The sequence below is a fragment of the Massilia sp. WG5 genome, from assembly GCF_001412595.2.
Classification (GTDB): domain Bacteria; phylum Pseudomonadota; class Gammaproteobacteria; order Burkholderiales; family Burkholderiaceae_D; genus Telluria.
The window spans coordinates 3,480,649-3,505,858 of record NZ_CP012640.2 but is presented as its reverse complement, the minus strand read 5'-3'; the positions used below and the strand labels follow the sequence as shown (position 1 = coordinate 3,505,858).

The 25,210-nt window shown below is 68.1% G+C and carries 21 protein-coding genes and 1 pseudogene; 16 read left to right on the top strand and 6 right to left on the bottom strand.

The genetic code is table 11. The features are described 5' to 3' along the window. Positions 1-15 precede the first annotated feature (15 nt). Both minD and minE read left to right on the top strand, forming a co-directional pair. A complete protein-coding gene (minD, locus tag AM586_RS15675; RefSeq protein ID WP_052234294.1) occupies positions 16-831 on the top strand; it encodes a septum site-determining protein MinD in 816 nt (271 codons plus the stop codon). A 1-nt stretch (position 832) separates the two neighbouring features. After that, the gene (minE, locus tag AM586_RS15670) at positions 833-1,084 is read left to right on the top strand and encodes a cell division topological specificity factor MinE (protein ID WP_052234295.1); all 252 of its coding nucleotides are present in this window, start codon (positions 833-835) and stop codon (positions 1,082-1,084) included. Positions 1,085-1,114: 30 nt separating this feature from the next. On the opposite strand, the gene AM586_RS15665 is transcribed toward minE, so the two are convergent. Next, positions 1,115-1,648 carry a DUF697 domain-containing protein gene (locus AM586_RS15665; protein WP_052234296.1) on the bottom strand — a complete coding sequence of 178 codons (534 nt, stop codon included), beginning with the start codon at positions 1,646-1,648 and terminating at the stop codon, positions 1,115-1,117. 212 nt (positions 1,649-1,860) lie between these two features. On the opposite strand from AM586_RS15665, the gene AM586_RS15660 reads away from it, so the two are divergent. The 9 genes from AM586_RS15660 (at position 1,861) to AM586_RS15620 (ending at position 11,690) form a co-directional block, all read left to right on the top strand. Next, positions 1,861-2,550 (top strand): response regulator transcription factor, encoded by a 690-nt coding sequence (locus AM586_RS15660; protein ID WP_052234297.1) that lies wholly within the window; start codon positions 1,861-1,863, stop codon positions 2,548-2,550. Positions 2,551-2,603: 53 nt separating this feature from the next. Beyond that, positions 2,604-3,890: a glutamyl-tRNA reductase gene (gene hemA, locus AM586_RS15655; RefSeq protein ID WP_052234298.1), complete on the top strand. Its 1,287-nt coding sequence runs from the start codon at positions 2,604-2,606 to the stop codon at positions 3,888-3,890. An 87-nt stretch (positions 3,891-3,977) separates the two neighbouring features. Beyond that, positions 3,978-5,054 (top strand): peptide chain release factor 1, encoded by a 1,077-nt coding sequence (gene prfA / locus AM586_RS15650; protein ID WP_052234299.1) that lies wholly within the window; start codon positions 3,978-3,980, stop codon positions 5,052-5,054. Positions 5,055-5,199: 145 nt separating this feature from the next. Beyond that, entirely contained in the window at positions 5,200-5,670 is a 471-nt protein-coding gene (locus tag AM586_RS15645; RefSeq protein ID WP_052234300.1) for a disulfide bond formation protein B, read from the top strand. Then, positions 5,670-6,506: a peptide chain release factor N(5)-glutamine methyltransferase gene (gene prmC, locus AM586_RS15640; protein ID WP_052234301.1), complete on the top strand. Its 837-nt coding sequence runs from the start codon at positions 5,670-5,672 to the stop codon at positions 6,504-6,506. Before AM586_RS15645 ends, prmC begins: the two co-directional genes overlap by 1 nt. A 65-nt stretch (positions 6,507-6,571) precedes the next feature. Then, entirely contained in the window at positions 6,572-8,422 is a 1,851-nt protein-coding gene (locus AM586_RS15635) for a DUF885 family protein (RefSeq protein ID WP_052234302.1), read from the top strand. 99 nt (positions 8,423-8,521) lie between these two features. Further along, positions 8,522-10,117, top strand: a complete 1,596-nt coding sequence (gshA, locus tag AM586_RS15630; protein WP_052234303.1) for a glutamate--cysteine ligase — start codon at positions 8,522-8,524, stop codon at positions 10,115-10,117. Positions 10,118-10,156: 39 nt separating this feature from the next. Then, a complete protein-coding gene (locus AM586_RS15625) occupies positions 10,157-11,200 on the top strand; it encodes a histone deacetylase family protein (RefSeq protein ID WP_052234304.1) in 1,044 nt (347 codons plus the stop codon). Positions 11,201-11,228: 28 nt separating this feature from the next. Beyond that, positions 11,229-11,690, top strand: coding sequence for a GNAT family N-acetyltransferase (locus AM586_RS15620; RefSeq protein ID WP_052234305.1), 462 nt, complete (start codon positions 11,229-11,231; stop codon positions 11,688-11,690). Positions 11,691-11,696: 6 nt separating this feature from the next. On the opposite strand, the gene AM586_RS15615 is transcribed toward AM586_RS15620, so the two are convergent. The 3 genes from AM586_RS15615 to AM586_RS15605 form a co-directional block, all read right to left on the bottom strand. Then, entirely contained in the window at positions 11,697-13,001 is a 1,305-nt protein-coding gene (locus AM586_RS15615) for an MFS family transporter (protein ID WP_052234306.1), read from the bottom strand. Positions 13,002-13,152: 151 nt separating this feature from the next. After that, positions 13,153-14,391, bottom strand: a complete 1,239-nt coding sequence (locus tag AM586_RS15610; RefSeq protein ID WP_052234307.1) for a PAS domain-containing sensor histidine kinase — start codon at positions 14,389-14,391, stop codon at positions 13,153-13,155. Then, the gene (locus AM586_RS15605; RefSeq protein ID WP_229411252.1) at positions 14,381-15,775 is read right to left on the bottom strand and encodes a sigma-54 dependent transcriptional regulator; all 1,395 of its coding nucleotides are present in this window, start codon (positions 15,773-15,775) and stop codon (positions 14,381-14,383) included. The genes AM586_RS15610 and AM586_RS15605 overlap by 11 nt, the downstream gene beginning before the upstream one ends. Before the next feature lie 187 nt (positions 15,776-15,962). On the opposite strand from AM586_RS15605, the gene AM586_RS15600 reads away from it, so the two are divergent. From AM586_RS15600 to AM586_RS29210, 5 genes and pseudogenes are all read left to right on the top strand, one after another. Continuing rightward, positions 15,963-17,246, top strand: a complete 1,284-nt coding sequence (locus AM586_RS15600; RefSeq protein ID WP_229411253.1) for an efflux RND transporter periplasmic adaptor subunit — start codon at positions 15,963-15,965, stop codon at positions 17,244-17,246. A 27-nt stretch (positions 17,247-17,273) separates the two neighbouring features. Next, positions 17,274-17,954, top strand: coding sequence for an ABC transporter ATP-binding protein (locus AM586_RS15595; RefSeq protein ID WP_052234310.1), 681 nt, complete (start codon positions 17,274-17,276; stop codon positions 17,952-17,954). A 10-nt stretch (positions 17,955-17,964) separates the two neighbouring features. Further along, complete coding sequence (locus tag AM586_RS15590) at positions 17,965-20,388, top strand: ABC transporter permease (protein ID WP_229411254.1); 2,424 nt, start codon at positions 17,965-17,967, stop codon at positions 20,386-20,388. Positions 20,389-20,469: 81 nt separating this feature from the next. After that, positions 20,470-22,134: pseudogene (locus AM586_RS15585) on the top strand (ABC transporter permease); the annotation flags it as partial. Continuing rightward, positions 22,115-22,780 carry an ABC transporter permease gene (locus AM586_RS29210; protein ID WP_307719647.1) on the top strand — a complete coding sequence of 222 codons (666 nt, stop codon included), beginning with the start codon at positions 22,115-22,117 and terminating at the stop codon, positions 22,778-22,780. The pseudogene AM586_RS15585 and the gene AM586_RS29210, both read left to right, overlap by 20 nt. Positions 22,781-22,783: 3 nt before the next feature. Here AM586_RS29210 and AM586_RS15580 read toward each other — a convergent pair whose 3' ends face one another. Both AM586_RS15580 and AM586_RS15575 read right to left on the bottom strand, forming a co-directional pair. Then, positions 22,784-23,215, bottom strand: coding sequence for an FKBP-type peptidyl-prolyl cis-trans isomerase (locus AM586_RS15580; protein WP_082439357.1), 432 nt, complete (start codon positions 23,213-23,215; stop codon positions 22,784-22,786). Between the two features lie 91 nt (positions 23,216-23,306). Then, positions 23,307-25,184, bottom strand: a complete 1,878-nt coding sequence (locus AM586_RS15575) for a potassium transporter Kup (RefSeq protein WP_052234312.1) — start codon at positions 25,182-25,184, stop codon at positions 23,307-23,309. Positions 25,185-25,210: the final 26 nt, after the last annotated feature.

Sequence of the window (25,210 nt, the reverse complement as noted above, 5' to 3'; positions counted from 1 at the left end):
GGACCTTTAATTTTCATGGCAAGAATTATCGTTGTAACGTCCGGTAAGGGCGGTGTGGGCAAGACCACTTCGAGTGCGAGCTTTGCGAGCGGCCTGGCACTGCGCGGCCACAAGACCGTCGTCATCGACTTCGACGTCGGCCTGCGTAACCTGGACCTGATCATGGGTTGCGAACGCCGCGTGGTGTACGACCTGATCAACGTGGTCAACAAGGAAGCGACGCTGACCCAGGCGCTGATCAAGGACAAGCATTGCGACAACCTGTTCATCCTGCCGGCCTCGCAGACCCGCGACAAGGACGCCCTGACCGAAGACGGCGTCGAGCGCGTGCTCAACGACCTGGTCAAGATGGACTTCGAATTCATCATCTGCGACTCGCCGGCCGGCATCGAGCACGGCGCGCTGATGGCCCTGACCTTCGCCGACGAGGCGATCATCGTCACCAACCCGGAAGTGTCGTCGGTGCGCGACTCCGACCGCATCCTCGGCATCCTGCAGGCCAAGTCGCGCCGCGCCCAGAGCGGCGGCGAACCGGTCAAGGAACACCTGTTGATCACGCGCTACTCGCCGCGCCGCGTGGAAAACGACGAAATGCTGTCCTACCAGGACGTGCAGGAAATCCTACGCATTCCGATGATCGGCATCATCCCGGAATCGGAAGCGGTGCTGCACGCGTCGAACCAGGGCAACCCGGCCATCCACTTCAAGGAAACCGACGTCGCCCAGGCCTACCAGGATGTGGTGGCGCGCTTCCTCGGCGAAGAGATCCCGCTGCGCTTCACCAACTACGAAAAACCCGGCCTGCTGCAGCGTTTATTCGGAGCAAAGTGACATGCCCCTGCTCTCATTCCTGTTTCCGAAGAATCAGAAAAGCGCCACGGCGGCCAAGGAAAGGCTGCAGATCATCATCGCCCGCGAACGCGGCCGTGCCGGCGGCCCGGATTTCCTGCCGGCCCTGCACCGCGAGCTGATCGAGGTGATCTCGAAGTACACCAAGGTCAACGCGGACGACATCAAGATCTCGCTGGACCGCCAGGGCAACCTGGAAGTCCTCGACGTCAACGTGGTCCTGCCGGACGCCTGAGCCCGGGTTGATCTCCCGCCCCGGCCGCCTTCAGGCCGGGTGCAGCTTGTCCGCCGCCTGTCCCACCTCCTGCGCCACCCTGGCGCAGGCTTCCACGTGCTGGTAGCCCATCTGGCGAAACAGCGCGAAGCCGATCGCCGCGGAGGCGATCTGCCCCGCCAGCGGCACGATTTTCGTGGCCGACTTGGCCGCCAGCTTCGCTCCCGACTTCTGTAACAGTTTCAGCACCAGCTCCTTGGTCACGATCTTGCCGACCAGCGTGCCGCCGAGCGCCGCCATCGCCTGGTAGGTGACGACCCGCATGTGCGGCTGCAGCGCCTCGATCTGCGCGGGCGTGAGCCCGAAATCCTTGTTGATGTCCTCGACCATCGAGGCGAAGCTGGTGAGGTCGGCGACCATGTCGATGCCGGGGATCGGCACCGCCGAGATGCCGGCGGAAATCGCCGCGCGCTTGCGCACCAGCATCCGGCAACGCTCACGCACCCGGCCGATGTCGTCGCCCGACATCGGCAACAGCGTCACCGCGCTCCCGTGACCCTTTTTCTTGAACAGCTTCTTCAGCATTGCATTCCCCGATTTGCTTTCGTAAGGACAGTGTAGCCCGGGCCGTGCAGGCGGGCTGTCACGGCTGTGACGTTATTCCCCAACGAAAATGTAAATTTATCTGAAGCATATGTAGCTTTGATTTTAAAAAATCTGCTATATTCGGTAATAAGTTGTAGGATCGATCCTACAACAAAATTGCTTGTAGTCCCACCTGTCGAGACCGCTTCATCATGAGAATTGCAGTACTGGATAACGATACTTCCCAGGCCGAATTGATCTGCCAGGTACTGTCTGGCGCCGGGCACCAGTGCCAAGCCTTCGACAGCGGCAAGGAATTGCTGGGCCAGCTGCGCAAGGACAGCACCGATCTCCTGATCATGGATTGGCAGATCAACGACGTCCCGGGCGCCGAACTGCTGCGCCGCGCCAAGGAAAAGATGGCGCCGAATACCCCGACCATGTTCCTGGCCGGCAGCGCGTCCGAAGACGATATCGTGTCCGGCGTGACCGCCGGCGCCGACGACTACCTGGTCAAGCCGCTGCGCCGCGGCGAACTGGTGGCGCGGGTGCAGGCCCTGCTGCGCCGGGCCTATCCCTCGCAGAACGGCGCCGAACAGCTGCAATTCGGTCCTTATACCTTTGAAACCCGTCCGGGTCGCCTGACCATGGGCGGCGAGGCGATCGACGTCACGCACAAGGAATTCAACCTGGCGCTGCTGTTTTTCCGCAACCTCGGCCGTCCGCTGTCGCGCGCCTACATCCACGAATCGATCTGGGTGCGCGAAACCGCCGTGCCTTCGCGCACCATGGACACCCACGTCTCGCGCGTGCGCAACAAGCTGCGCCTGCGTCCGGAGAACGGTTTCCGCCTGGTGCCGGTGTACAGCTACGGGTACCGGCTGGAAAAGCTGGGGGCGTGAAACGCTTGCGCCATCGGGGTATAATGGGCGCGCTGCCCATTTTTTGACCACCCATGCAACTGCTCGCCGTCGGCCTGAATCACAACACCGCACCGGTCTCGCTGCGCGAGCAACTGGCGCTGGCGCCCGAGCATCTGGGCCAGGCGGTGCAGGCGGCGCGCGGCTGGTTCGCGCGCCAGGACCCGCCCAGCAATAGCCGCGGCGAACACGAAGCGGCCCTGCTCTCGACCTGCAACCGCACCGAGATGTATGCCGCCAGCGACGTTGCCGACCCGCTCGACGCGTCCGCCCGCTTCCTGGCCGACTATCACCGGCTGAACTTCTCCGAACTGCGTCCGCACCTGTACATGCTGCCCCAGCATGACGCGGTGCGCCACGCCTTCCGCGTCGCTTCCGGCCTGGACTCGATGGTCCTCGGCGAAGCCCAGATCCTGGGCCAGATGAAGGACGCGGTGCGCGTCGCCGACGAAGCCGGCGGCCTCGGCACCTATCTGCACCAGCTGTTCCAGCGCAGTTTCGCGGTGGCCAAGGAAGTGCGCAGCACCACCGAGATCGGCGCCCACAGCGTCTCGATGGCGGCCGCCGCGGTGCGCCTGTCGGAGCGCATCTTCGATTCCGTCAGCGAGCAGAACGTGCTGTTCATCGGCGCCGGCGAGATGATCGAGCTGTGCGCGACCCACTTCGCGGCCCAGAAGCCGAAATCGATCACGATCGCCAACCGCACGCTCGAACGCGGCGAGAGCCTGGCCGCGCGCTTTGCCGGCCGCGCGATCCGCCTGGCCGACCTGCCGGAACTGCTGCCGCAGTACGACATCGTGATCTCCTCGACCGCCTCGACCCTGCCGCTGATCGGCAAGGGCCTGGTCGAGCGCGCGATCAAGGCGCGCCGCCACCGCCCGATGTTCATGGTCGACCTGGCGGTCCCGCGCGACATCGAACCCGAAGTCGGCAAGCTCGACGACGTGTTCCTGTACACGGTCGACGACCTCGCCGAGGTGGTGCGCACCGGCGTCGAGCACCGCCAGGCGGCGGTGGCCCAGGCCGAAGCGATCATCGACACCCGCGTGCAATCCTTCATGCACTGGATCGGCGACCGCGCCGTGGTGCCGGTGATCCGCGACCTGCACGAGTCCAGCGAAAGCCTGCGCCTGGCCGAACTGGAACGCGCGCGCAAGCTGCTGGCCAAGGGAGAAGACGTCGACGCCGTGCTCGACGCGCTGTCGAAGGGTCTCACCGCCAAATTCCTGCACGGCCCGCAACAGGCCCTGCACCGTGCCCAGGGCGACGAACGCGCGCGCCTGGCCGCCCTGCTGCCCCAGCTGTTCCGCGGCCGCCGTTAGCGCCCGTGTTCCCGTCGCGCGGCCTTCCCCGGTCGCGCCCCCGAGCCGCCTGCGCGGCCTGTCTTATCCCATTTCGCCCCGAACACTATGAAACCATCCATGCTGGCCAAGCTGGACCAACTGGCCAACCGCCTCGTCGAACTGGACGAGCTGCTGGCGACCGAAGGCGCCACCTCGAACATGGAGACCTTCCGCAAGATGAGCCGCGAGCATGCCGAACTCGGTCCGCTGGTCGCCGTCTATCACCAGTACCAGACCGCCCAGGACGACATCGCCACCGCGCAGGAGATGCTGTCCGACCCGGAGATGAAGGAGCTGGCCCAGGACGAGATCGAGTCGGCCAGGGAACGCCTGGCCCAGCTCGACCTGGAGCTGCAGAAGATGCTGCTGCCGAAGGACGAGAACGACGAGCGCAACATCTTCCTCGAGATCCGCGCCGGCACCGGCGGCGACGAGTCGGCCCTGTTCGCCGGCGACCTGCTGCGCATGTACACCCGCTACGCCGAACGCAACCGCTGGCAGGTCGAGGTGGTGTCGGAATCGCCGTCCGACCTGGGCGGCTACCGTGAAGTCATCGTGCGCATCATCGGCAACGGCGTGTATTCGAAGCTGAAGTTCGAGTCCGGCGGCCACCGCGTGCAGCGCGTGCCGGCCACGGAAACGCAGGGCCGGATCCACACCTCGGCCTGCACGGTGGCGGTGATGCCGGAGGCGGACGAGGTCGAGGACGTGCAGATCAACCCGGCCGACCTGCGCATCGACACCTACCGCGCCTCCGGCGCCGGCGGCCAGCACATCAACAAGACCGATTCCGCGGTACGCATCACCCACCTGCCGACCGGGATCGTGGTCGAGTGCCAGGACGACCGCAGCCAGCACAAGAACAAGGCGCAGGCGATGAAGGTGCTGGCCGCGCGCATCAAGGACGTGCAGCTGCGCGAACAGCAGAGCAAGGAGGCGGCGACCCGTAAAAGCCTGATCGGCTCGGGCGACCGCAGCGAGCGCATCCGCACCTACAACTTCCCGCAGGGCCGCCTGACCGATCACCGCATCAACTTGACGCTGTACAAGCTGGACATGATCATGGACGGCGACCTGAACGAGCTGACCAATGCCCTGTCCGCAGAGCACCAGGCCGAACTGCTGGCCGCCCTCGGCGATTGACCATCCTCAAACCGGGGTCAGACTCCCGATTTTGGCAAGAGCCTGCGCGACATTTCCAAAAACCGGAGTCTGACCCCGGTTTGATTCAGGCCAAGTTAAGTCTGGCCGTGCGAGAATCGCAAGATTCGTCATCAAGGAATACTTTATGCCCAGCAACCGCAACGCCCTGCTCCTGATCGCCGCCATCAGCATCGCGCTGGTCGGCGCCGCTCTCTATCTCCAGCACGTGAAGGACATGCTGCCCTGCCCGCTGTGCGTGATCCAGCGCTACCTGTTCCTGGGCATCGCGATCTTCAGCCTGATCGGCGCCTTCGCCGACAAGATCAAGGCGCTGGGCGCGCTGGCCCTGCTGTGCGCGCTGGGCGGGCTGGGCGTGGTCGGCAAGCACCTGTACGTGCTGGCCCACCCGGGCTTCTCCTGCGGCATCGATCCGATGGAAACCGTGCTGAACAAGATCCCGACCGCGACCATGCTCCCCTGGCTGTTCCGCGCCGACGGCCTGTGCGAAGCGGCCCAGGACACGGTGCTCGGCCTGAACGTGCCGCAATGGTCGGCGGTCTGGTTCACGATCCTGACCCTGGCGCTGCTCTGGGTGCTGGCGCGCCGCGCACGCTGATGCTCATCGAACCCGGCGCCACCATCGGCGCGCTGCAGGCGAGCCTGCCCCTCGATCCGCTGGAAAACCGCATCCTGCTGTGCCACGCGACCGGCTTGAGCCGCGTGCAGCTGATCACCCGCGCCGAGCAGGCGCTGGACGCGGAACAGGCCGCGCGCCTGTCGGCATTAGTGCGACGCCGCCTGGCCGGCGAGCCGATCGCCTACCTGGTCGGCAAGCGCGAATTCTTCGGCCTCGATTTCGAGGTCAGCGAAGCGGTGCTGATCCCGCGCCCGGACACGGAACTGCTCGTGGAACTCGCGATCGAGCGCCTGCCGCCGCAGGGCCGCCTGCTCGACATGGGCACCGGTAGCGGCGCGATCGCGGTGGCCGTCGCGCATGCGCGCCCGGATGCGGCGGTGACCGCGCTGGATGTCAGCGATGCGGCGCTGGAGGTGGCGCGCCGCAATGCCGCACATCACCATGTCCGCGTGCGCTTCCTGCGCAGCGACTGGTTTGCCGCCCTCGACGCCGGCGACGCCGACGACAGGTTTGGCCTGATTGCCTCGAACCCGCCCTACATCGCCGCCGGCGACGCCCACCTGTCCCAGGGCGACCTGCGCTTCGAACCCACCGGCGCCCTCACCGACCACGCGGACGGCCTGTCGGCCCTGCGCGCCATCATCAAGGGCAGCCCGCGCCACCTCCTTGCCGGCGGCTGGCTGCTGATGGAACACGGCTACGACCAGGCAGCCGGCGTGTGCGCCCTGCTGGACGCCGCCGGCTACACCGAGGTGCAGAGCTGGCGCGACCTGGCCGGGATCGAACGGGTCAGCGGCGGCAGGATTGCCACCTGAATAAGAGCGCGCGGCGCTTCGGCTCGGTTTGCTACAATGACCCGCCCACTTCCCGGAGCCCCGCGATGCCTCGACTGTCCGCGCCCCGGCTGTTCGCGGCCCGGCTGACCCTCCCGCTGTTCACCGTCTCCCTGCTGGCCGCTGCGATCCTGCTGGCGCCGCCCGGCGCGCGCGCCGCCGACGGCGCCAAGGAGCAGGCGCAGGCCCTGTTCGAGCGCGACTGGCAGTGGCGCCTGAAGCACCAGCCGGAATTCGCCACCTCGGTCGGCGACCACCGCTACGACGCCACCCTTTCCGATACCTCGCTGGCCGGCGCCGCCCGCGCCCTGGAGCACGAGCTGCACATGCTGGAGCTGGCGCGCCAGCTCGACCGCAGCCAGCTCGGCGCCCAGGACAAGCTGTCCCTCGACCTGTTCGCCGCCGACAAGGAAAGGCAGCTGCAGCAGGCCGCCTTCGTCGCCTTCGACCCGCAACCGATCACGGCGCGCGACGGTATCCACATCCGCCTGCCGCAGCTGGCCGCGCAGATGCCCTTCGTCACCGAGAGCGACTACCGCGCCTGGATCGCGCGCCTGAATGCGGCGCCGCGCCACATCGAAGGCATCATCGAGCAGCTGCGCGAAGGGATGCGCACCGGCTGGACCGCGCCGAAGCCGGCGATGGCCGGCCTGCCGGCCCAGTTGCGCGCGCTGCGTGAGCACCTGAACGACGGCCCCCTGTCCGAACCCTTCCGCCGCCTGCCCGCCACCATCCCGCAGGAGGTGCGCGACCAGCTGATGCTGGACGGCCAGGCCGCCATCTCCGGCCTGGCGCCCAGCCTGCAGCAGCTCGAGGAATTCATCCGCGACGCCTACCTGCCCGCCGCGCGGCCGACCATCGCCGCCTCCAGCCTGCCCGGCGGGGCGGCGTGGTACGCCTTCCTGGTCAAGAGCGCCACCAGCAGCGACCTGGCCCCGGCCGAGATCCACGCGCTGGGCCTGAAGGAAGTGGCCCGGATCCGCGCCGAGATCGCGGCGCTGGTGTCGCGCACCGGCTTCAAGGGCAATCTCGCGCAATTCATCGCCTTCGCGCGCAGCGATCCGCGCCTGTTCTACACCGACGCCGACGCCCTGCTGAGCCGCTACCGGCGCACCATCGCGCGCATTGCCAGCCATCTGCCGCTGCTGTTCAACAACATCCCGCAGGACGAACTGGCGGTCAAGCCGGTACAGGCGGCCGGCGCCGAGGGCCAGGGCGCAGCGTATTACGAAGCCGGCAGCCCGGACCGCGCGGCGGCGCTGGTGATCAACACCTCGCGCCTGAACACCCGGCCGATGTGGGAAATCGAAACGCTTACCCTGCACGAAGGCTTGCCGGGCCACCACCTGCAGGTCGCGCGCGCGCGGGCGAACAGCGCGCTGCCGGCCTTCCGGCGCTACGGCTGGTACGGCGCCTACGGCGAAGGCTGGGCCCTGTACGCGGAGAGCCTGGGACCGGACCTGGGCCTGCTGCGCGACCCGTTCCCGCGCTACGGCTACCTGGCCGACGAGCTGCTGCGCGCGGCGCGGCTGGTGGCCGACACCGGCATCCACGCACTGGGCTGGACGCGCCAGCAGGCGATCGACTACCTGAACGCGAACACCGCCAATCCCACCGGCGACAACGAGGTCGAGGTCGACCGCTACATCGCGCGGCCCGGCGAAGCGCTGGCCTACAAGCTCGGCCAGCTGCGCATCGCTTCGCTGCGCACGGAGGCGCAGACGGCGCTGGGCGAGCGCTTCGACGTCCGCGCCTTCCACGACGCCGTGCTGGACAACGGCCCCCTGCCGCTGGGCCTGCTGGAGCGCCAGGTCAGGCGCTGGATCGCCGCCCAGGCGCCGGCGCCGGCGCCCGTTCCCGCAGCCGCGCCGACGCCTGCGCCGGTCACGAATAATTAATAAAATAGTCATATCCTGCGGAATTGGGGGGAGCCCGGCGCGCTTGCCGTTTTTCGGTTACTCTCTGCACCTCATCGGCAGTACAAGAAAGGAAACACCGTGTCGAATCAATTGAATAGGCGCCTGGCTCTGCTGGACGACGACGCCCATCGCGGTCTGCTGCAGCAGGGTCTGCGCGGCATCGAACGCGAGACCTTGCGCGTCGACGGCCAGGGCCACCTGGCGCGCACGCCTCATCCGGTGCAACTTGGCTCGGCCCTGACCCATTCGCAGATCACCACCGATTACGCGGAGACCCTGCTCGAATTCATCACCCCGGCCGAGCACGACATCGGCCTGGCGATCCACCGCCTGGACGCGATCCACCGCTACGCCTACAGCAAGCTGGGCAATGAGATGCTGTGGAGCCAGTCGATGCCCTGCGACCTGCCCTCGGAAGACGAGATCGAGATCGCCTGGTACGGCAGCTCGAACATCGGCATGCTCAAGCACGTCTACCGCCGCGGCCTGGCGCTGCGCTACGGCAAGGCCATGCAATGCATTGCCGGTATCCACTACAACTACTCGCTGCCGGAGCAGCTGTGGACCCTGATCGCCCAGAACGAAGGCATCATGGAAGAACGCCGCCATGCGCTGCGCGACTTCCAGTCCGAGAGCTATATCGCGACGATCCGCAACTTCCGCCGCTACAGCTGGCTGCTGATGTACCTGTTCGGCGCTTCGCCGGCGCTGGCCAAGGGCTTCCTGCGCGGCCGCGCGCACCAGCTCGAGACGCTGTCCGACGACACCCTCTACCTGCCGTACGCGACCAGCCTGCGCATGAGCGACCTGGGCTACCAGAACGACGCCCAGTCCGGCCTGCGGCCGCACGAGAACAGCCTGGAAAGCTATGTCACCTCGCTGATGGACGCGGTCAACCGTCCCTATCCGCCGTATGCCGAGGTCGGCACCAAGAAGGATGGCGAATGGATCCAGCTGTCGACCAACATCCTGCAGATCGAGAACGAATACTATTCGACGATCCGCCCGAAGCGCGTGATCCGCACCGGCGAGCGCCCGGTGCAGGCGCTGTGCAACCGCGGCGTGCAGTACATCGAGGTGCGCTGCCTGGACGTCGACCCGTTCGAGCCGGTCGGCATCGCGCTCGAAACCGGCCGTTTCCTGGACGCCTTCCTGCTGTTCTGCGCGCTCGAGGAGAGCCCGAAGATCAATGCGATGGAAGGACAGGTCCACGCCCGCAACTTCGCCCGCACCGTCAAGGAAGGCCGCCGTCCGGACCTGACCCTGACCCGGGACGACCAGGAGGTGCCATTGAAGGACTGGGCGCTGGAACTGATCGAGCGCATCCGTCCGCTGGCCGAGCTGCTGGACAGCGAGCACAATTACAAGGGCGTGCACGTCGAATCGCTGGAAGCGCAGAAGGCCAAGGTGCTGGATCCGGCGCTGACGCCGTCGCACAAGGTGCTGGAAGCGGTGCGCGAACTGGGCTCGTTCGCCAGGTTCGGCCTGCAGCAGAGCGAGCTGCACGCGCAAGCCTTCCGCGCCGAACCGCTGATGCCGGCCGAGGTGGCCGTGTTCGACGAGATGGCGCAGGCTTCGCTGGCCGAGCAGGCGCAGATCGAGCAGACCGATACGGGCAGTTTCGACGATTTCGTGGCGGCGTATAACAGCAGTACACTGTGCTGTAATAGCTGATACCTCGACGGTTACAGGCCATCGCACAGGACTCCCGCCTTGCTCACCTTTTACAACGAACACCACGCCCAGCACCACGCCCGCCACGAGATCTTCCGTGGCGAGCAGGTCCCGTGTTCGGAAAAGCCCGAGCGGGCCGACCTCGTCGTCGCGGAGCTGAGCCGGCGCGGACTGGGCCGGATCGTCACGCCGCACGGGGTGCCGCTGGTCTCGCTGGAGCGGGTGCACACGCCGCGCTACCTGCATTTCCTGCGCAGCGCCTGGAGCGAATGGCAGCAGCTCGACCCGCGCAATGCGGAGCGCGATGCCGTCCCTTCCGTGTGGCCGGTCCGCACGCTGCGCCATGACGTCGAGCCGGACAATTTCACGGCGCGCCTCGGCCTGTACTCGATGGACAATGGCACGCCGCTGACCGCCGGCACCTGGGTCGCGGCCAAGACCGGGGCCGACTGCGCCGTCAACGCGGCCCACGCGCTGCGCCTCGGAGAGCACGGCAGCTTTGCGCTGACCCGTCCGCCCGGACACCACGCGGGCGCCGATTATTTCGGCGGTTACTGCTTCCTGAACAATGCCGCGCTGGCGGCCCAGCACCTGCTGGACGACGGCCTGCAGCGGGTCGCCATCCTCGACATCGACTACCACCACGGCAACGGCACCCAGAGCATTTTTTATCATCGCAAGGACGTGCTGTTCGCTTCGATCCACGCCGATCCGCGCCAGGACTACCCCTTCTACCTCGGCCACGCCGACGAGCTGGGGGAAGGCGAAGGCCTCGGCTACAACATGAACCAGCCGCTGCCGCACGGCGCCACCGCCGCCCAGTGGTTCGCGGCATTGGAGTCGGCCTGCCTGAAGATTGCGATGTTCGCGCCGCAGGCATTGGTCGTGTCGCTGGGGGTCGACGGCTTCGGCGGCGATCCGCGCTCGCACTTCATGCTCGCCAGCGCGGACTTCCTGCGTATCGGCGAACGCATCGGCTACCTCGGCCTGCCGACCGTGTTCGTGTTCGAAGGCGGCTCGGTCGTGCCCGAACTCGGCATTAATGTCGTCAACGTCCTCGAAGGCTTCGAGACGGCAGCCTGAATCAACAATTGTTCATCAAAATAAACAAATGATTACTTGGCAATGGAACGGCTTCGCCGACCTGACGGCCGCGCAGCTGTACGCAATGCTGGCGCTGCGCCAGGAAGTGTTCGTGCTCGAACAGGCCTGTCTGTACCCCGACATCGACGGCCTCGATCCGGGCGCCCACCATTTGCTGGGCTGGCGCGATGCCGGCGGCAAGCCCGAACTGGCGGCCCATCTGCGCTGCCTGGCGCCGGGCGCGAAGTACGAGGAGATGTCGATCGGCCGCGTGGTGACCAGTCCGGCCGCGCGCGGCGGCGGCCTCGGACGCGAGCTGGTGGCGCAGGGCATCGCGCTGGCGCGGCAGCTGCATCCGGGCCACGCGATCCGCATCGGCGCCCAGGCCCACCTGGAGCGCTTCTACGCCGGCTTCGGCTTCGTCACCGTCTCCGATCCTTACGACGAAGACGGCATCCTGCACATCGACATGCTGCTGGGCGCAGCCTGAAGCGGTTTACTTGAGGTGGCCCGACTTGCCCGGGTCCGGCATCAAGAGAGCCACCACGCAGGCTATCGCGCACATGATGCTGACATACCAGTAGAAATACGGCTCGTGGCCGGCCTGCTTGAACCACAGGGCCACGAATTCGGCCGAGCCGCCGAAGATGGCGTTGGCGACCGCATACGACAGGCCCACCCCGAGCGCACGCACCTCCACCGGGAACATCTCGGCCTTGACCAGTCCCGAGATCGAGGTGTACAGACTGACGATCGCCAGCGCGCAGATGATCAGGACCCCGGCCATCAGCGGGCTGCCGACGCCGCGTAATCCGAACATGATGGGCGCGGTGAAGATCGCGGCCAGGCCGCCGAAGGCGATCATCGAGGTTTTCCGGCCGATACGGTCCGACAGCGCGCCGAACAGCGGCTGCATCAGCATGTAGAGCAGCAGGCAGACCGTCATCACGCGGCTGGCGGTGGTGGTGGTCATGCCGACCGTGTTGACCAGGTACTTCTGCATGTAGGTGGTGAAGGCGTAGAAGATCAGCGAACCGCCCGCCGTGAAGCCCAGCACCGTCACGAAAGCGCGTCCGTGGTGGCGCAGCAGCGAGCCGACGCTGCCGGCCTGCTCGCTCTTGCGCTCCGATTCCGTGGTGGTCTCGTGCAGCGAGCGGCGCAGGTAGAGCGAGACCAGGGCTGCGGCGGCGCCGACCACGAAGGGAATCCGCCAGCCCCAGGCCACCAGTTCAGCATGCGACAGCAGCAGCTGGAGGATGCCCAGCACCAGCAGGGCCGCCAGCTGGCCGCCGATCAGGGTCACGTACTGGAAGGAGGCAAAGAAGCCTTTGCGGCCAGGCTCGGCCACCTCGCTCATGTAGGTGGCGCTGGTGCCGTATTCGCCGCCCACCGACAGGCCCTGGAACAGGCGCGCCACCAGCAGCAGCGCCGGCGCGGCGGTGCCGATCGTGGCGTAGGTCGGCAGCGCCGCGATCAGCAGCGAGCCGCCGCACATCATCAGCACCGAGATCATCATCGAGTTGCGGCGGCCATAGCGGTCGGCGACGCGCCCGAACAGCCAGCCGCCCACCGGGCGCATCAGGAAGCCGGCGGCGAAGATGCCGGCGGTATTCAGCAACTGGGTAGTAGGATTATCTTTTGGAAAGAACGCCGCCGAGAAGTACAGCGCGCAGAACGAATAGATGTAGAAGTCGAACCACTCGACCAGGTTGCCGGAGGAAGCGCCCACGATCGCGAATACCCGCTGGCGCGGGGTCAGGTCGTGGAGGGCGCGTGCCTCCGATATGTCCGTTGTTGTCATTGCTTCCTCCGGGATGGTCCATCGAAACCTCGGCAGCAGCTGGACGACTTCCCGGACGGGTCCGCCAAGGCCAGCGCGGCCAGGCAGACTTAGCATAATAGCTATTCCCGAATCGTGGCGCGCAGGAGACAGCGGTTGGCTCGGAACGGGCTCAGAACGTGATGACGAAGCGCGCGCCGCGTCCGACCGAACGCGCATGCCGCACCGTGCCGCCGTTCTCGTGCACCAGGTGGCGCACCATCGCCAGGCCGATCCCGCCGCCCTGCTTCTTGGTCGTGAAGAAGGGCGTGAAGATGTGCGCCGCCAGCCCGTCCGGCACGCCGGGACCGTCGTCGCTGACCTCGATGCGCAGCCGCGCGCCGCGCACCAGCCGCGCCGTCACCCAGGCATGGCCCGCTTTGCCGGTATTCCCGGCGGTCGCCTCGAAGGCATTCTTGAGCAGGTTGATCAGGGCCTGTTCGAGCTGGCCCGGATCGGCCCGCAGTTCCAGCGACGCCGGCTCGACCGAGAACTGGACTTCGCCGCCGCGCGCGCGCCAGGCCGGGCCGACCAGCACCGCGACGCGCTCGAACAGTGCATCCAGGCGCATCCGCTCCGGCTGCGCGGCCGGTACGTTCGACAGGCTGCGGTAGCTGGCCACGAAATCGACCAGGCTGTCGGCGCGGCGCCGGATCGCGTCCAGCGCGGTGCTCAGGTCGGCGCCGACGTCGTCCGGCAGCGCGCCGCGGAACTCGCCCAGCAGGCCATAGGCCGTGTGCGACAGCGAAGCCACCGGCGTCAGCGAATTCATGATCTCGTGGGTCAGCACGTGCACCAGCTGGCGCCAGGCGTGCAGGGCCTCGGCTTCGAGCTCGCTCTCGACCGGCATCAGGGCCGCCAGGCGCTGCGCCCGGCCCTGCAGCGTGATCGAGGACACCGCCAGCAGCGCGCGCTCGGTGCCGCGCTCGGTGTCGAAATCGATCAGTGCGCGCCGATCGCCCGGCTGCGCCGCCAGCTGGCGGTACAGGCCGGCCGGATCGCTGGCGCGGCCCGGCGCCACCAGCTTGCGCGCATTCGCGTTGAGCGGCGCCGCCTGGCCCTCGCCCCCCGGGCCGTCGATGCGAAACAGCGCCACCGGGGTGTGCTCGAGCCGCGCTTCCAGCGCCAGCGCATTGTCGAGCAGGGCCTGCTGCTCGACCGGCAAGCCGGCCTGGCCCGGCGCCGGCCTGCAGCGCAGCGCGGCCAGCCGCTCCAGGCAGCGCCACAGGCTGGCCGCCAGCGGCAGTGCAATCAATCCGCACAGCACGGCCAGGCGCGGCGACTCGCGCAGCGCGCCGGCGCCGAAGGCCAGCAGCGCGATGCCGCCCACGGACAGCAGCGCGCCCGCCTTCAGGCGCCGCTCAGATGCCATGCTTGCCCAGCTTGCGGTACAGCGCGGCGCGGCTCAGGCCGAGCATGCGCGCCGCCAGGCTGATATTGCCCTTGGCCTTGTCGAGGGCGGCGGCGATGGTGTCGCGTTCGAGCGCGCCGAGGCGGAATTCGCCATCCGCGCCGGCGCCCTCGGCGGCGGCGGCGGCCATGCGCGGCATCTCCGGCGCCGCCGCGGCCGGCATCGCCAGCCCGAAATCTTCAAAGCGATACTCGTCCTGGGACGCCAGGATCACGGCGCGCTCGCAGGCGTGGCGCAGGGCCCGCACATTGCCCGGCCAGGCCCAGTCGCACAGGCGCTCGAGGGCGCTGGGCGCCAGTTCGCGCACCGGCCGCCGGTACTGGGCCTCGTACAGCGACAGGTAGTGATGCAGCAGGCCGGGCACGTCGTCCCTGCGCTCGCGCAGCGGCGGCACCCGGATCACGATGGTGTTCAGGCGGAACAGCAGGTCCGGCCGGAACACGCCCGGATCGAACAGGCGCTGTTCGACCAGGTTGGTGGCGCTGACGATGCGCACGTCGATCGCTTCCGGACGGTCGGCGCCGATCGGCGTGACTTCGCGGCGCTCGAGCGCGGTCAGCAGCTTGGCCTGGCTCGCCAGCGGCATGTTGCCGATCTCGTCGAGGAACAGGGTGCCGCTGCGCGCGGCCTGGAAGCGGCCGGCGCGGTCGCTGCGGGCATCGGTGAAGGATCCCTTGCGGTGGCCGAACAGCTCGCTCTCGAAGGTCGATTCGGGCAGCGCGCCCATGTCCACCGCGAGGAAGGTCGCCGCGGCCCGGCTCGATGCCGCATGGATCGCGCGCGCCACCAGTTCCTTGCCGGCGCCGTTCTCGCCCAGCACCATCACATTCGCTTCGGTGGGGGCGACGCTGGCGATCATCGATTTCACGTCGCGCATGGCGGCGGACTCCCCCATCAGGCCACTGGCGGCGGCGCCGCCGGCGAGCGCGGTGCGGCGCGCCAGCGCGCTGTCGACGGCGGCCACCAGCCGCGCATTGTCCCAGGGCTTGGTAATGAAATCGCCGGCCCCGCGTTTCAAAGCCTCGACCGCCAGCGGCACGTCGGCGTAGGCGGTCAGGGCGATCACGGCGGGCGGATGCGCCAGCGCGCGCAGGCGGTCGAGCACCGCCAGGCCTTCGGCGCCGTCGATGCGGCCGGGCGTGAAGTTCAGGTCGAGCAGCACGACGTCGGGTACGCCGGCTTCCAGCAAGCCGGCCAGGCGGGCCGGATCGTCGAGCGTCGTCACCCGGCCGTGGCGGCGGCGCAGCAGCATCTGGGCGGCGCAGGCGACGTCGATGTCGTCGTCGAGGATCAGGATGTGGGCGGGGTCGGCCATGGCGGTGGAAGAACGACGGGATATTGCCATTCTAGCAGCGCCTTTCTGCCGAAGCGACCGGCAGCGGCCGCCTGTCCGCAAGCGCACATGCATACCTGTCCGGATTCGGACAGGTGCAGCGCGCACCCCCGGAAAAACGGCCGAAAACCGGCCCGAAACGCCCTGGCACGGCACTTGCAAACTGTTCCCGCATCATCGTTCGGAGACACGCATCGCCATGGATCACATTCCTCCTTCCGCCGTCACCGGCGCCGCCATGGACACCGTCGTACCGAAGCGGCGCGGGCGGCTGCTGGTACGCATCGGCAGCGCCGCCGCGCTTGCCGTGCTGCTTGCCTGGGGCGGCTGGCAATTCGTCCCGCACGGCCTGCAGGTGGCCACGCGCGACGTGCGCCTGGCGCGCGTCGAACAGGGCGTGTTCCGCGACGACATCGTCGTGCGCGCCACCGCCGAACCGCTGAATTCGATCATCCTCGACTCGGTGGAAAGCGGGCGCGTCGAAGAAGTGTTCGCGAAGGACGGCCAGGCCGTCAAGAAGGGCGACTTGCTGTTCCGCCTCTCGAACCCGCAGCGCAACCTGGAGCTGCTGGCGCGCCAGACCGAGTACTCGCAACAGATCTGGAACGCCGCCAACATGCGGGTGGCGCAGGAATCGGTGCGCACCGACCACCAGCGCCGCCTGTCCGATCTCGAATTCGCCTTCAGCCAGGCGCAGAAGCAGCATGCCCGCAACCGGCGGCTGGCAAGCCAGGGTTTCATTTCCGCGGTGGCGCTGGAGGAGTCGGCCGACAAGCTGGCGCAGCAGCAGCGCGCGCTGAACGAGGAAAAGCGCGCCATCGCCACCGAGGAGCAGGTGCGCGGCCGCGCCCAGGACGAGATGGACAGCGCGCTGCGCGGCCTGCAGTCGGGCCTGAAGCTGGTCAACGCCACCGTCGAGGCGCTGGCGGTGCGGGCGCCCGCCGACGGCGTCCTGACCGACTTCCGCATGCTGGTCGGCCAGACCGTGCGCCCGGACCAGCACATCGGCCGCATCGACGACCCGCAGCACTTCAAGCTCAGCGCCCAGGTCGACGAGTTTTATCTCAGCCGCCTGACGGTCGGACGGGTCGGCAGCGTGACCCAGGACGGCAAGACCTACCCGCTGAAAGTCGCGACCGTCTACCCGCAGATCAAGGAAGGCCGCTTCACCGCCGAGATGGTGTTCCTGGGTGCCCAGCCGGAGGTGATCAGCCCGGGCCAGAGCATGGACACCCAGCTGACCCTGGGCGAGCCGGCCAAGGCCATGCTGCTGCCGAACGGCGCCTTCGTCAACGACACCGGCGGCGCCTGGGTGTTCGTGCTCGGGCGCGACGGCGAAAGCGTCGAGAAGCGCGCCGTCAAACTCGGGCGGCGCAACAACGCCCAGGTCGAAGTGCTGTCCGGCCTGGCCCCCGGCGAACAGGTCATCGTGTCCAGCTACACGCCATTCGGCAAGGCCGAGCGGCTGCAGCTGACCAAATAATCCATCATCCAACACAGGGAAGCGAACATGCTCAAACTCTCAGGCGTCAGCAAAGTCCACCTCGCGGGCGAAGTGCAGACCACCGCCCTCGACCGCATCGACCTCGACATCGCAGCCGGCGAATACGTGGCCATCACCGGGCCGTCCGGTTGCGGCAAGTCGACCCTGCTCAGCGTGCTCGGCCTGCTGGACGTGCCGAGCTCGGGCGAATACTGGTTCGAAGGCCAGAACGTGGCCGGCTGGAGCGAGGCGCGCCTGAACGCGCTGCGGCGCGGGAAGGTCGGCTTCATCTTCCAGAGCTTCAACCTGATCGAGGAGCTGACGGTGTACGAGAACGTCGAGCTGGCGCTGGAGTACACCGGCACCCCGGCGGCCGAGCGGCGCCGCCGCGTGCAGGAAATGCTGCAGCGCCTGGGCGTGGCGCACCGCGCCGGCCACCGCCCCTCGCAGCTGTCGGGCGGCCAGCAGCAGCGGGTCGCGATCGCGCGCGCGCTGGTGGCCGGCCCAAGCATGCTGCTGGCCGACGAACCGACCGGTAACCTCGACACCGCGCACGGCGACGAAGTCATGCGCCTGCTGCGCCAGATTAACGCCGAAGGCACGACGGTGGTGATGGTGACCCACTCGCCGGCGCACGCGGCCCAGGCCTCGCGCACCCTGCACCTGCTGGACGGCCGCGTGGTGGTCGACGCCCTGCAGGCAGCGTGAGGAGACGATCATGGCAATCAACCTGCGTGATTTCCGCATCGGCTGGCGCCTGCTGGCGAAGGAGCCGGGCTTTTCGGCGGTCGTGATCCTGGGCCTGGCGGTGGGCTTCTGCGCCTGCTTCCTGCTGCTCGGCTACGTCAGCCACTCGCTGTCCTACGACCGCCATGTGCCGCAGCGCGAGCACATCTACCGGCTGATGCAGCGCTGGAACATCTCGACCGCCGACGGCAAATGGAGCGATACCGCCAGCCTGCCGGCGCGCGACGCCGCCATCGCCAGCGGCGTGCCGCTGATGGCCAGCACCTTCCTGGCGCGCGACGTCGACGTGAAGACCGGCGTCAATGTGCAGACCATCCACATGGCCGTGGTCGACCCCGACTTCCGCCGCATCTTCCAGCCGAAGGTGCTGGCTGGCGACCTCGCCGCCGCGCTGGCGCGTCCCGATGCGCTGGCCCTGACCCGCGAGACCGCCGCCAGACTGTTCGGCGGTGCGGTGAACCCCGATGGCGCGGTCGGCAAGACCGCGCAGATCGGCGGCCGTCCGTATCTGGTGATGGCGGTGCTGGAAGAGCAGCCGGCCGCCACCACCATGCCCTACGAAGCCCTGGCCGGCACCTCCACCACCATCTGGAAGCAGGAATACCGCAAGCTGGTCACCACCAACTGGGGCTCCTCGCACGGCCCGGTCTACATCAAGCTGGGCGCCGGCGGCGATCCGCAGGCGGTAGCGGACGGGGTGCGCCGCGCCATGCTGGCCTCGAACTTCTATACGCGCCAGACGCCGGAGCAGAAGGCTTCGCTGCACGGACAGGACATGATCAACTTCCGTCTCGGTCCGCTGGCCGAAGCCTACCTCGACCCGAGTGTGGGCGGCGGCTCGAAGACCCATGGCGACCGCAAGACCATCTTCGGCCTGGCCGCCGTGGCGCTGCTGATCCTGGTGCTGGCCGCCACCAACTACGTCAATCTCGCCACCGTGCGCACCCTGCGCCGCCAGCGCGAGATCGCGGTGCGCAAGGTGGTGGGCGCCAGCGCCGGTGCGGTCAGCCGCCAGTTCCTGGCCGAATCCGTGCTGGTGTGCCTGATCGCCACCGCCATCGGCCTGCTGCTGGCCTGGCTGCTGCTGCCGGTGTTTTCCGACCTGGTGCAGCGCAAGCTGGACCGCATGTTCACGCCCGCTTCGCTGGGCCTGTCGCTGCTGCTGGGCGTGGCGGTCGGGGTGGCGGCCGGCGCCTACCCGACCTGGTCGGCGCTGAAGGTGCGTCCGACCGCGGCGCTGTCCGGCCGCGGCAACGTCGAAACCGCCGGCGGCCTGTGGCTGCGCCGCGTGCTGACCGTGCTGCAGTTCGCCACCGCGATGGGCCTGACCGGCCTGACCCTGGCCGTGGCCTGGCAGACGCGCTACGCCAGCAGCCTCGATCCTGGCTTCGATCCGGGCCCGCTGCTGGTGGTGCGCACCAGCGACGACATGCGCGACGCCAACGAGCGCGCCTTCCGCGACGCCCTGCTGCGCCTGCCCGGCGTGAACGGCGTGGCTGTCACCGACGCCCCGGTCACCGTCAACAACAACAGCACCTCGCTGCAGCGCGAAGGCGGCGCGCCGATCGAGATCAACTGGCTGTACGTCAGCCCCGAATTCTTCCCTGTCTACGGCCTGAAGCCGGTCGCCGGCCGCCTGTACGATCCGTCGCGCGACAAGCCCGAGGACGAGGACAAGATCGTGATCAACGAGTCCGGGGCGCGCAAGTTCGGCTTCGCCAGCGCCCAGGACGCGATCGGCAAGACCATCCGCCAGCCGAATGGCAGGGACCCGATGCAGGTGGTCGGGGTGGCGCCCGATATCCGCCATCGCTCGGCCCGTGAAACGATGCAGCCGACCGTCTACTTCCTGTCGCCGCGCACCGGCACCTTCACCGTGCGCAGCGAACGGAATATGGAAGCGGTGCAGCACGCGATCGAGGAACTGTGGCCGCGCTGGTTCCCGAACGACGTGCTGAACGTGCAGCGCGTGGACAGCATCTTCGCCCTCAGCTACGCCGACGACCTGCGCCTGGCCAAGCTGCTGGCGGCATCGAGCGTGATCGCGACCGCGATCGCGGCCTTCGGCATCTACGTGCTGGCGGCCTACAGCGTGCAGCGGCGCGCCCGCGAGATCGTGCTGCGCAAGCTGTACGGCGCCGGCGCCACGGCGGTGGGCGGCCTGGTGATGCGCGAATTCCTGGTCCTGATCGGCGTCGGCGCCCTGCTCGGCCTGCCGCCGGCCTGGCTGGCGATGCAGCACTACCTGGCCGCCTTCAACGAGCGCGCGCCGATCGGCGTCTGGACCATCGTCGCGGCGCTGCTGGTGGCGGGCGCGGTGGCGCTGGGCTCGACCCTGCGCCACACGCTGGCGGCGGTGCGGATCCGCCCGGCGCTGGCGCTGCGCGAAGGCTAACCGGTGAAGCTGCGTGATTTCCGGCTCGGCTGGCGCACCCTGGTCAAGGAGCCGGCCTATTCGGCGGTGGTGGTGTTCGGCATGGCGGTCGGCATCGCCGCCTGCTTCCTGCTGCTCGGCTTCGTGCGCCATTCCTTTTCCTACGACGAGCAGGTGCCGGAGCGCGAGCGCGTCTACCAGTTGCAGGAATACTGGAACCTGGCCCTGCTCGGCGGCGGCTGGTTTCCGGAGGCCAGCCTGCCGGCGCGCGACGCGGTGCGGGCCAGCGGCCAGCCGGTGCTGGTCAGCGCCTTCCTCTACCAGGGACTCGACGTGCGCGCAGGCGTCCACGTCGAATCGCTGAACGTGGGCCTGGCCGATCCGGACTTCGAGAAGATCTTCGCGCCGCAGGTGCTGGCGGGCGACCTGCACGCGGCCCTCACGCGCCCGGATGCGCTGGCGCTGGCGCGCACGACCGCGCTCAAGCTGTTCGGACGCGCGGATGTCGTCGGCGCGGTCCTGCACGGCAACCGGCAGACCTATGTCGTGGCGGCGGTCGTGGCCGACCAGCCGGCGGCCAGCACCATGCCTTTCGACGCCCTGTCGGGCATGGGCGGCACGGTGATGCGTGCCGATATGCGCGAGATCATGTCGCGCAGCTGGGGACTGGATAACGGCAAGGTGTACGTCAAGCTGCTGCCGGGCGCCGACCGCCAGGCGATCCTCGACACGGTGCGGCGCGGCCTGCGCCAGTCGCCGCTGGTGCGGCGCGACTACGCCGAGCAGGTGGCGGCGCTCGGCGGCCGTGACCTGATCGAGTACAGATTGCGGCCGCTTGCCGGCGCCTACCTCGATCCCGACGTCAAGGAAGAGCCGGCGATCCATGGCAACCGGCAGGGCGTGCTGGGCCTCGCTGCCGTTGCGCTGCTGATCCTGCTGCTGGCGGGGACCAACTACGTCAATCTCGCCACCGTGCGCACCCTGGCGCGCCAGCGCGAGATCGCGATGCGCAAGGTGCTGGGCGCGTCGGCCAGGGCGGTGGCGCGCCAGTTCCTGGCCGAGTCGGTGCTGGTGTGCCTGATCGCGACCGCGCTCGGCCTGCTGCTGGCCTGGCTGGTGCTGCCGCTGTTTTCCGACCTGGTGCAGCGCCGCTTCGACAACATGTTCAGCCTCGATGCGATCGCGCTCACGCTGCTGCTCGGCGTGCTGCTCGGGCTGGCGGCCGGCGCCTATCCGACCTGGTCGGCGATGAAAGTGCGCGCCACCGCCGCGCTGGCCGGACGCGCGGGCAGCGAGACCGCACGCGGCCTGTGGCTGCGGCGCGCGCTCACCGCGCTGCAGTTCGGCGTCGCCATGGGCTTGACCGCCACTACCCTGGCGGTGGCCTGGCAGACGCGCTACACCACCAGCCTCGATCCCGGCTTCGATCCCGCGCCGCTGCTGATGTTCGCCGCCGCCAGCGACATGCGCGACCCGCAGTTGCAGGCCTTCCGCGACGCGCTGGCGCGCCTGCCGGGGGTGGCCGGCGTGGCGGAATCGCAGATGCCCTTCAGCACCGGCAACAACATCGTCAGGCTGCGCCGCGAGGGCGGCGATGCGGCCGACCTGAACCAGTATGCGGTGAGCCCCGAGTTCTTCGGCGTCTACGGTGTCAAGCCGGTGGCCGGGCGGCTGTTCGCCCCCGCGCGCGACCGGCTGGTGATCAACGCCGCGGCGGCGCGCAAGCTCGGCTTCGCGACGCCGCAGGATGCGGTCGGCAAGACCCTGGGCGACGGCGCCGGCGGCGCCAATCCGAGGCAGATCGTGGGCGTGGCGCCCGACATGCGGCACCGCTCGGCGCGAGGGCCAGCAGCCGACCATGTACATGCTGCATCCGCGGGTTGGCATGTTCACGGTCCGCTGCAGCGGCGACGCCGAGACGGCCAGGCATGCCATCGAGGCGCTGTGGATGCGCTACTTTCCCAACGAGACGCTGAGCGTGAGGCGCGCGCAGGACCTGATCGCCGAGCGCTTCTACGCCGACGACCTGCGCCTGTCGAAGCTGCTGGCGGCGGCCAGCGTGATCGCGACCGCGATCGCCGCCTTCGGCATCTACGTGCTGGCTGCCTACAGCGTGCAGCGGCGCGAGAAGGAAATCGTGCTGCGCAAGCTGCATGGCGCGCGCGGCGGCGCGATCGGCGCCCTGGTGCTGCGCGAGTTCGCGCTGCTGGTCGGCGCCGGCGCGGCGGCCGGGCTGCCGCTGGCCTGGATCGTCCTGCAGCGCTACCTGGCCACTTTCACGGAACGGGCGCCGATCGGCGCCTGGACCATCGCCGCGGCGCTGCTGCTGGCCTTGGTGGTGACGCTGGGCTCGACCCTGCGCCATACGCTGGCCGCGGTGCGGATCCGCCCGGCGCTGGCGCTGCTCGAATGAGGCTTACTTGACGGCGGTGAGCGCGACCTCGAACACCAGGCCGGCGTTCGGCGGAATCGATTGGAAACCGCTGGCGCCGTAGCCCATGCTCGACGGGATCAGGAGGGTGCGCTTGCCGCCCACCTTCATGCCCAGCACGCCCTGGTCGAAGCCGTCGACAACCTGTTTCGCGCCGATCGTGAAGCTGAAGCTGCCGGTGTCGAACTGGCTGCCCTTGTGGTCGGTGGCGGTGGCGCTGTACAGCCAGCCGGTGTAGGTGACGGTGGCGCTCTTGCCGGCCACCGCTTCGGCGCCGGTGCCGAGCACGGTGTCGGTCTTGGTGAAGGCGGATGGGTTGGCGACGACGGCGCTGCTGCCACCGGCATTGCCGCCGCCGCAGGCGCTCAGGCTCAACACGGCGGCGAAGATGGCGGCCAGCGGGAAGGACAGTTTCATGGTGCTCCTTGTACGGTACGAAATCGAAGTTTAACTAAGGAAACTTCGACCATAGCAAGGAGCGGCTGTCGCTGTCTGTGCGAAATTTGTATTAAATTTCCACCTGCGTGCCCAGTTCGATCACGCGGTTGGCCGGGATCTGGTAGTAGTCGGCGGCGGTGCGCGCGTTGCGCTGCATGAGCACGAACAGGTGCTCGCGCCACGGCATCATGCCCTGCCCCGGCACCGAGATCACGGTCTGGCGGGCGATGAAGAAGGAGGTCTCCATCATCTCGAATTCCAGGCTCTTCAGGGCGCATAGGCGGAGGATGTCGGGGATGTTGGCTTCGTCCTTGAAGCCGTAGACGACGTTCAGCTGGAAGCAGTTGTGGCCCAGCGCGACGATGTCGACCTGCTCCGACGGCGGCACATACGGCTCTTCGCGGATATGCACCGTCAGGAACACGACGCGCTCGTGCAGCACCTTGTTGTGCAGCAGGTTGTGCAGCAGGGCATGCGGCACGCCGTCGGTTTCGCCGCGCAGGAAGATCGCGGTGCCGGCCACGCGTGTGGGCGGGCCGACGAACAGCGACTGCAGGAAGTCGTCGAGCGGGATCGCGTGCTTTTCCAGGTTCTCGAACACCAGTTCGCGGCCGCGCTTCCAGGTCAGCATGATGGTCAGCAGGATCGCGCCCAGCAGCAGCGGGAACCAGCCGCCGTGCAGCAGCTTCAAGGTGCTGGCCGAGAACAGCATCACGTCCATGATCATGAAGAAGCCGGTCGCGCCGAGGCACAGCAGCAGCGGCAGGTGCCAGCGGTAGCGGATCACGAAGAAGGTCAGGAACGTGGTGGCGGACATGGTGGCGGTGACCGCGATGCCGTAGGCGCCGGCCAGCTTGTCGGACGAGCCGAAGCCGACCACCGCGGCCAGCACCACCGCCAGCTGCAGCCAGTTGACGGCCGGGATGTAGATCTGGCCGATCTCGCTTTCCGAGGTGTGATTCACGCGCATGCGCGGCAGCAGGCCGAGGGCGATTGCCTGCTTGGTCATCGAGAAGGTGCCGGAAATCGTCGCCTGCGAGGCGATCACGGTGGCCATCGTCGACAGCAGCACCAGCGGCAGCACGCTCCAGCTGCCGAGCTGGCGGAAGAAGGGGTTCTCGAGCGCTTCCGGATGCGTGATCAGGAGGCCGCCCTGGCCAAGATAGTTCAGCGCCAGGGCCGGGAACACGACCATGAACCAGGCGAAGCGGATCGGCTTCTTGCCGAAGTGGCCCATGTCGGCGTACAGGGCTTCGGCGCCGGTGAAGGCCAGCACCACCGCGCCCAGCGCGATGAAGGCGATCATGCGTTCGCGCAGCATGAACTCGAAGGCATGCAGCGGGTTCAGGGCCTGCAGGATGACGGGGGCCTGGACGATGTTGATCACGCCCATCGCCGCCAGGACCGCGAACCAGACCACCATCACCGGGCCGAAGAAGCGGCCGATGCCGGCGGTGCCGTGGCGCTGCACGCTGTACAGGATCACCAGCACCACGATGGTCAGCGGCACCACGTATTTTTCGAGGCCCGGCGTGGCCACTTCCAGGCCCTCGATCGCGCCCAGCACCGAGATCGCCGGCGTGATCACGCTGTCGCCATAGAACATGGTGGCGCCGAACACGCCGAGCAGCATCAGCACGTAGTGCCAGCGCGATGTACGCGCCACCGAGTTCAGGGCCAGCGCCATCAGGGCCATGATGCCGCCCTCGCCGCGGTTGTCGGCGCGCAACACCAGGGTCACGTACTTGAGTGAAACGATCATCGTCAGCCCCCAGAAGATCAGGGACACGATGCCGAGCAGGTTGGGCGTGGTCAGGGCCAGGCCATGGGTCGGGTCAAAGATGGTCTTCAGCGTGTACAGCGGGCTGGTGCCGATATCGCCATAGACGATGCCGACTGCGGACAGGGTCAGCGCCGCCAGGCTGCTTTTCTTATGTTGCTCGGTCAAGATGTCACCGTTGCTTGTTCTGGTGC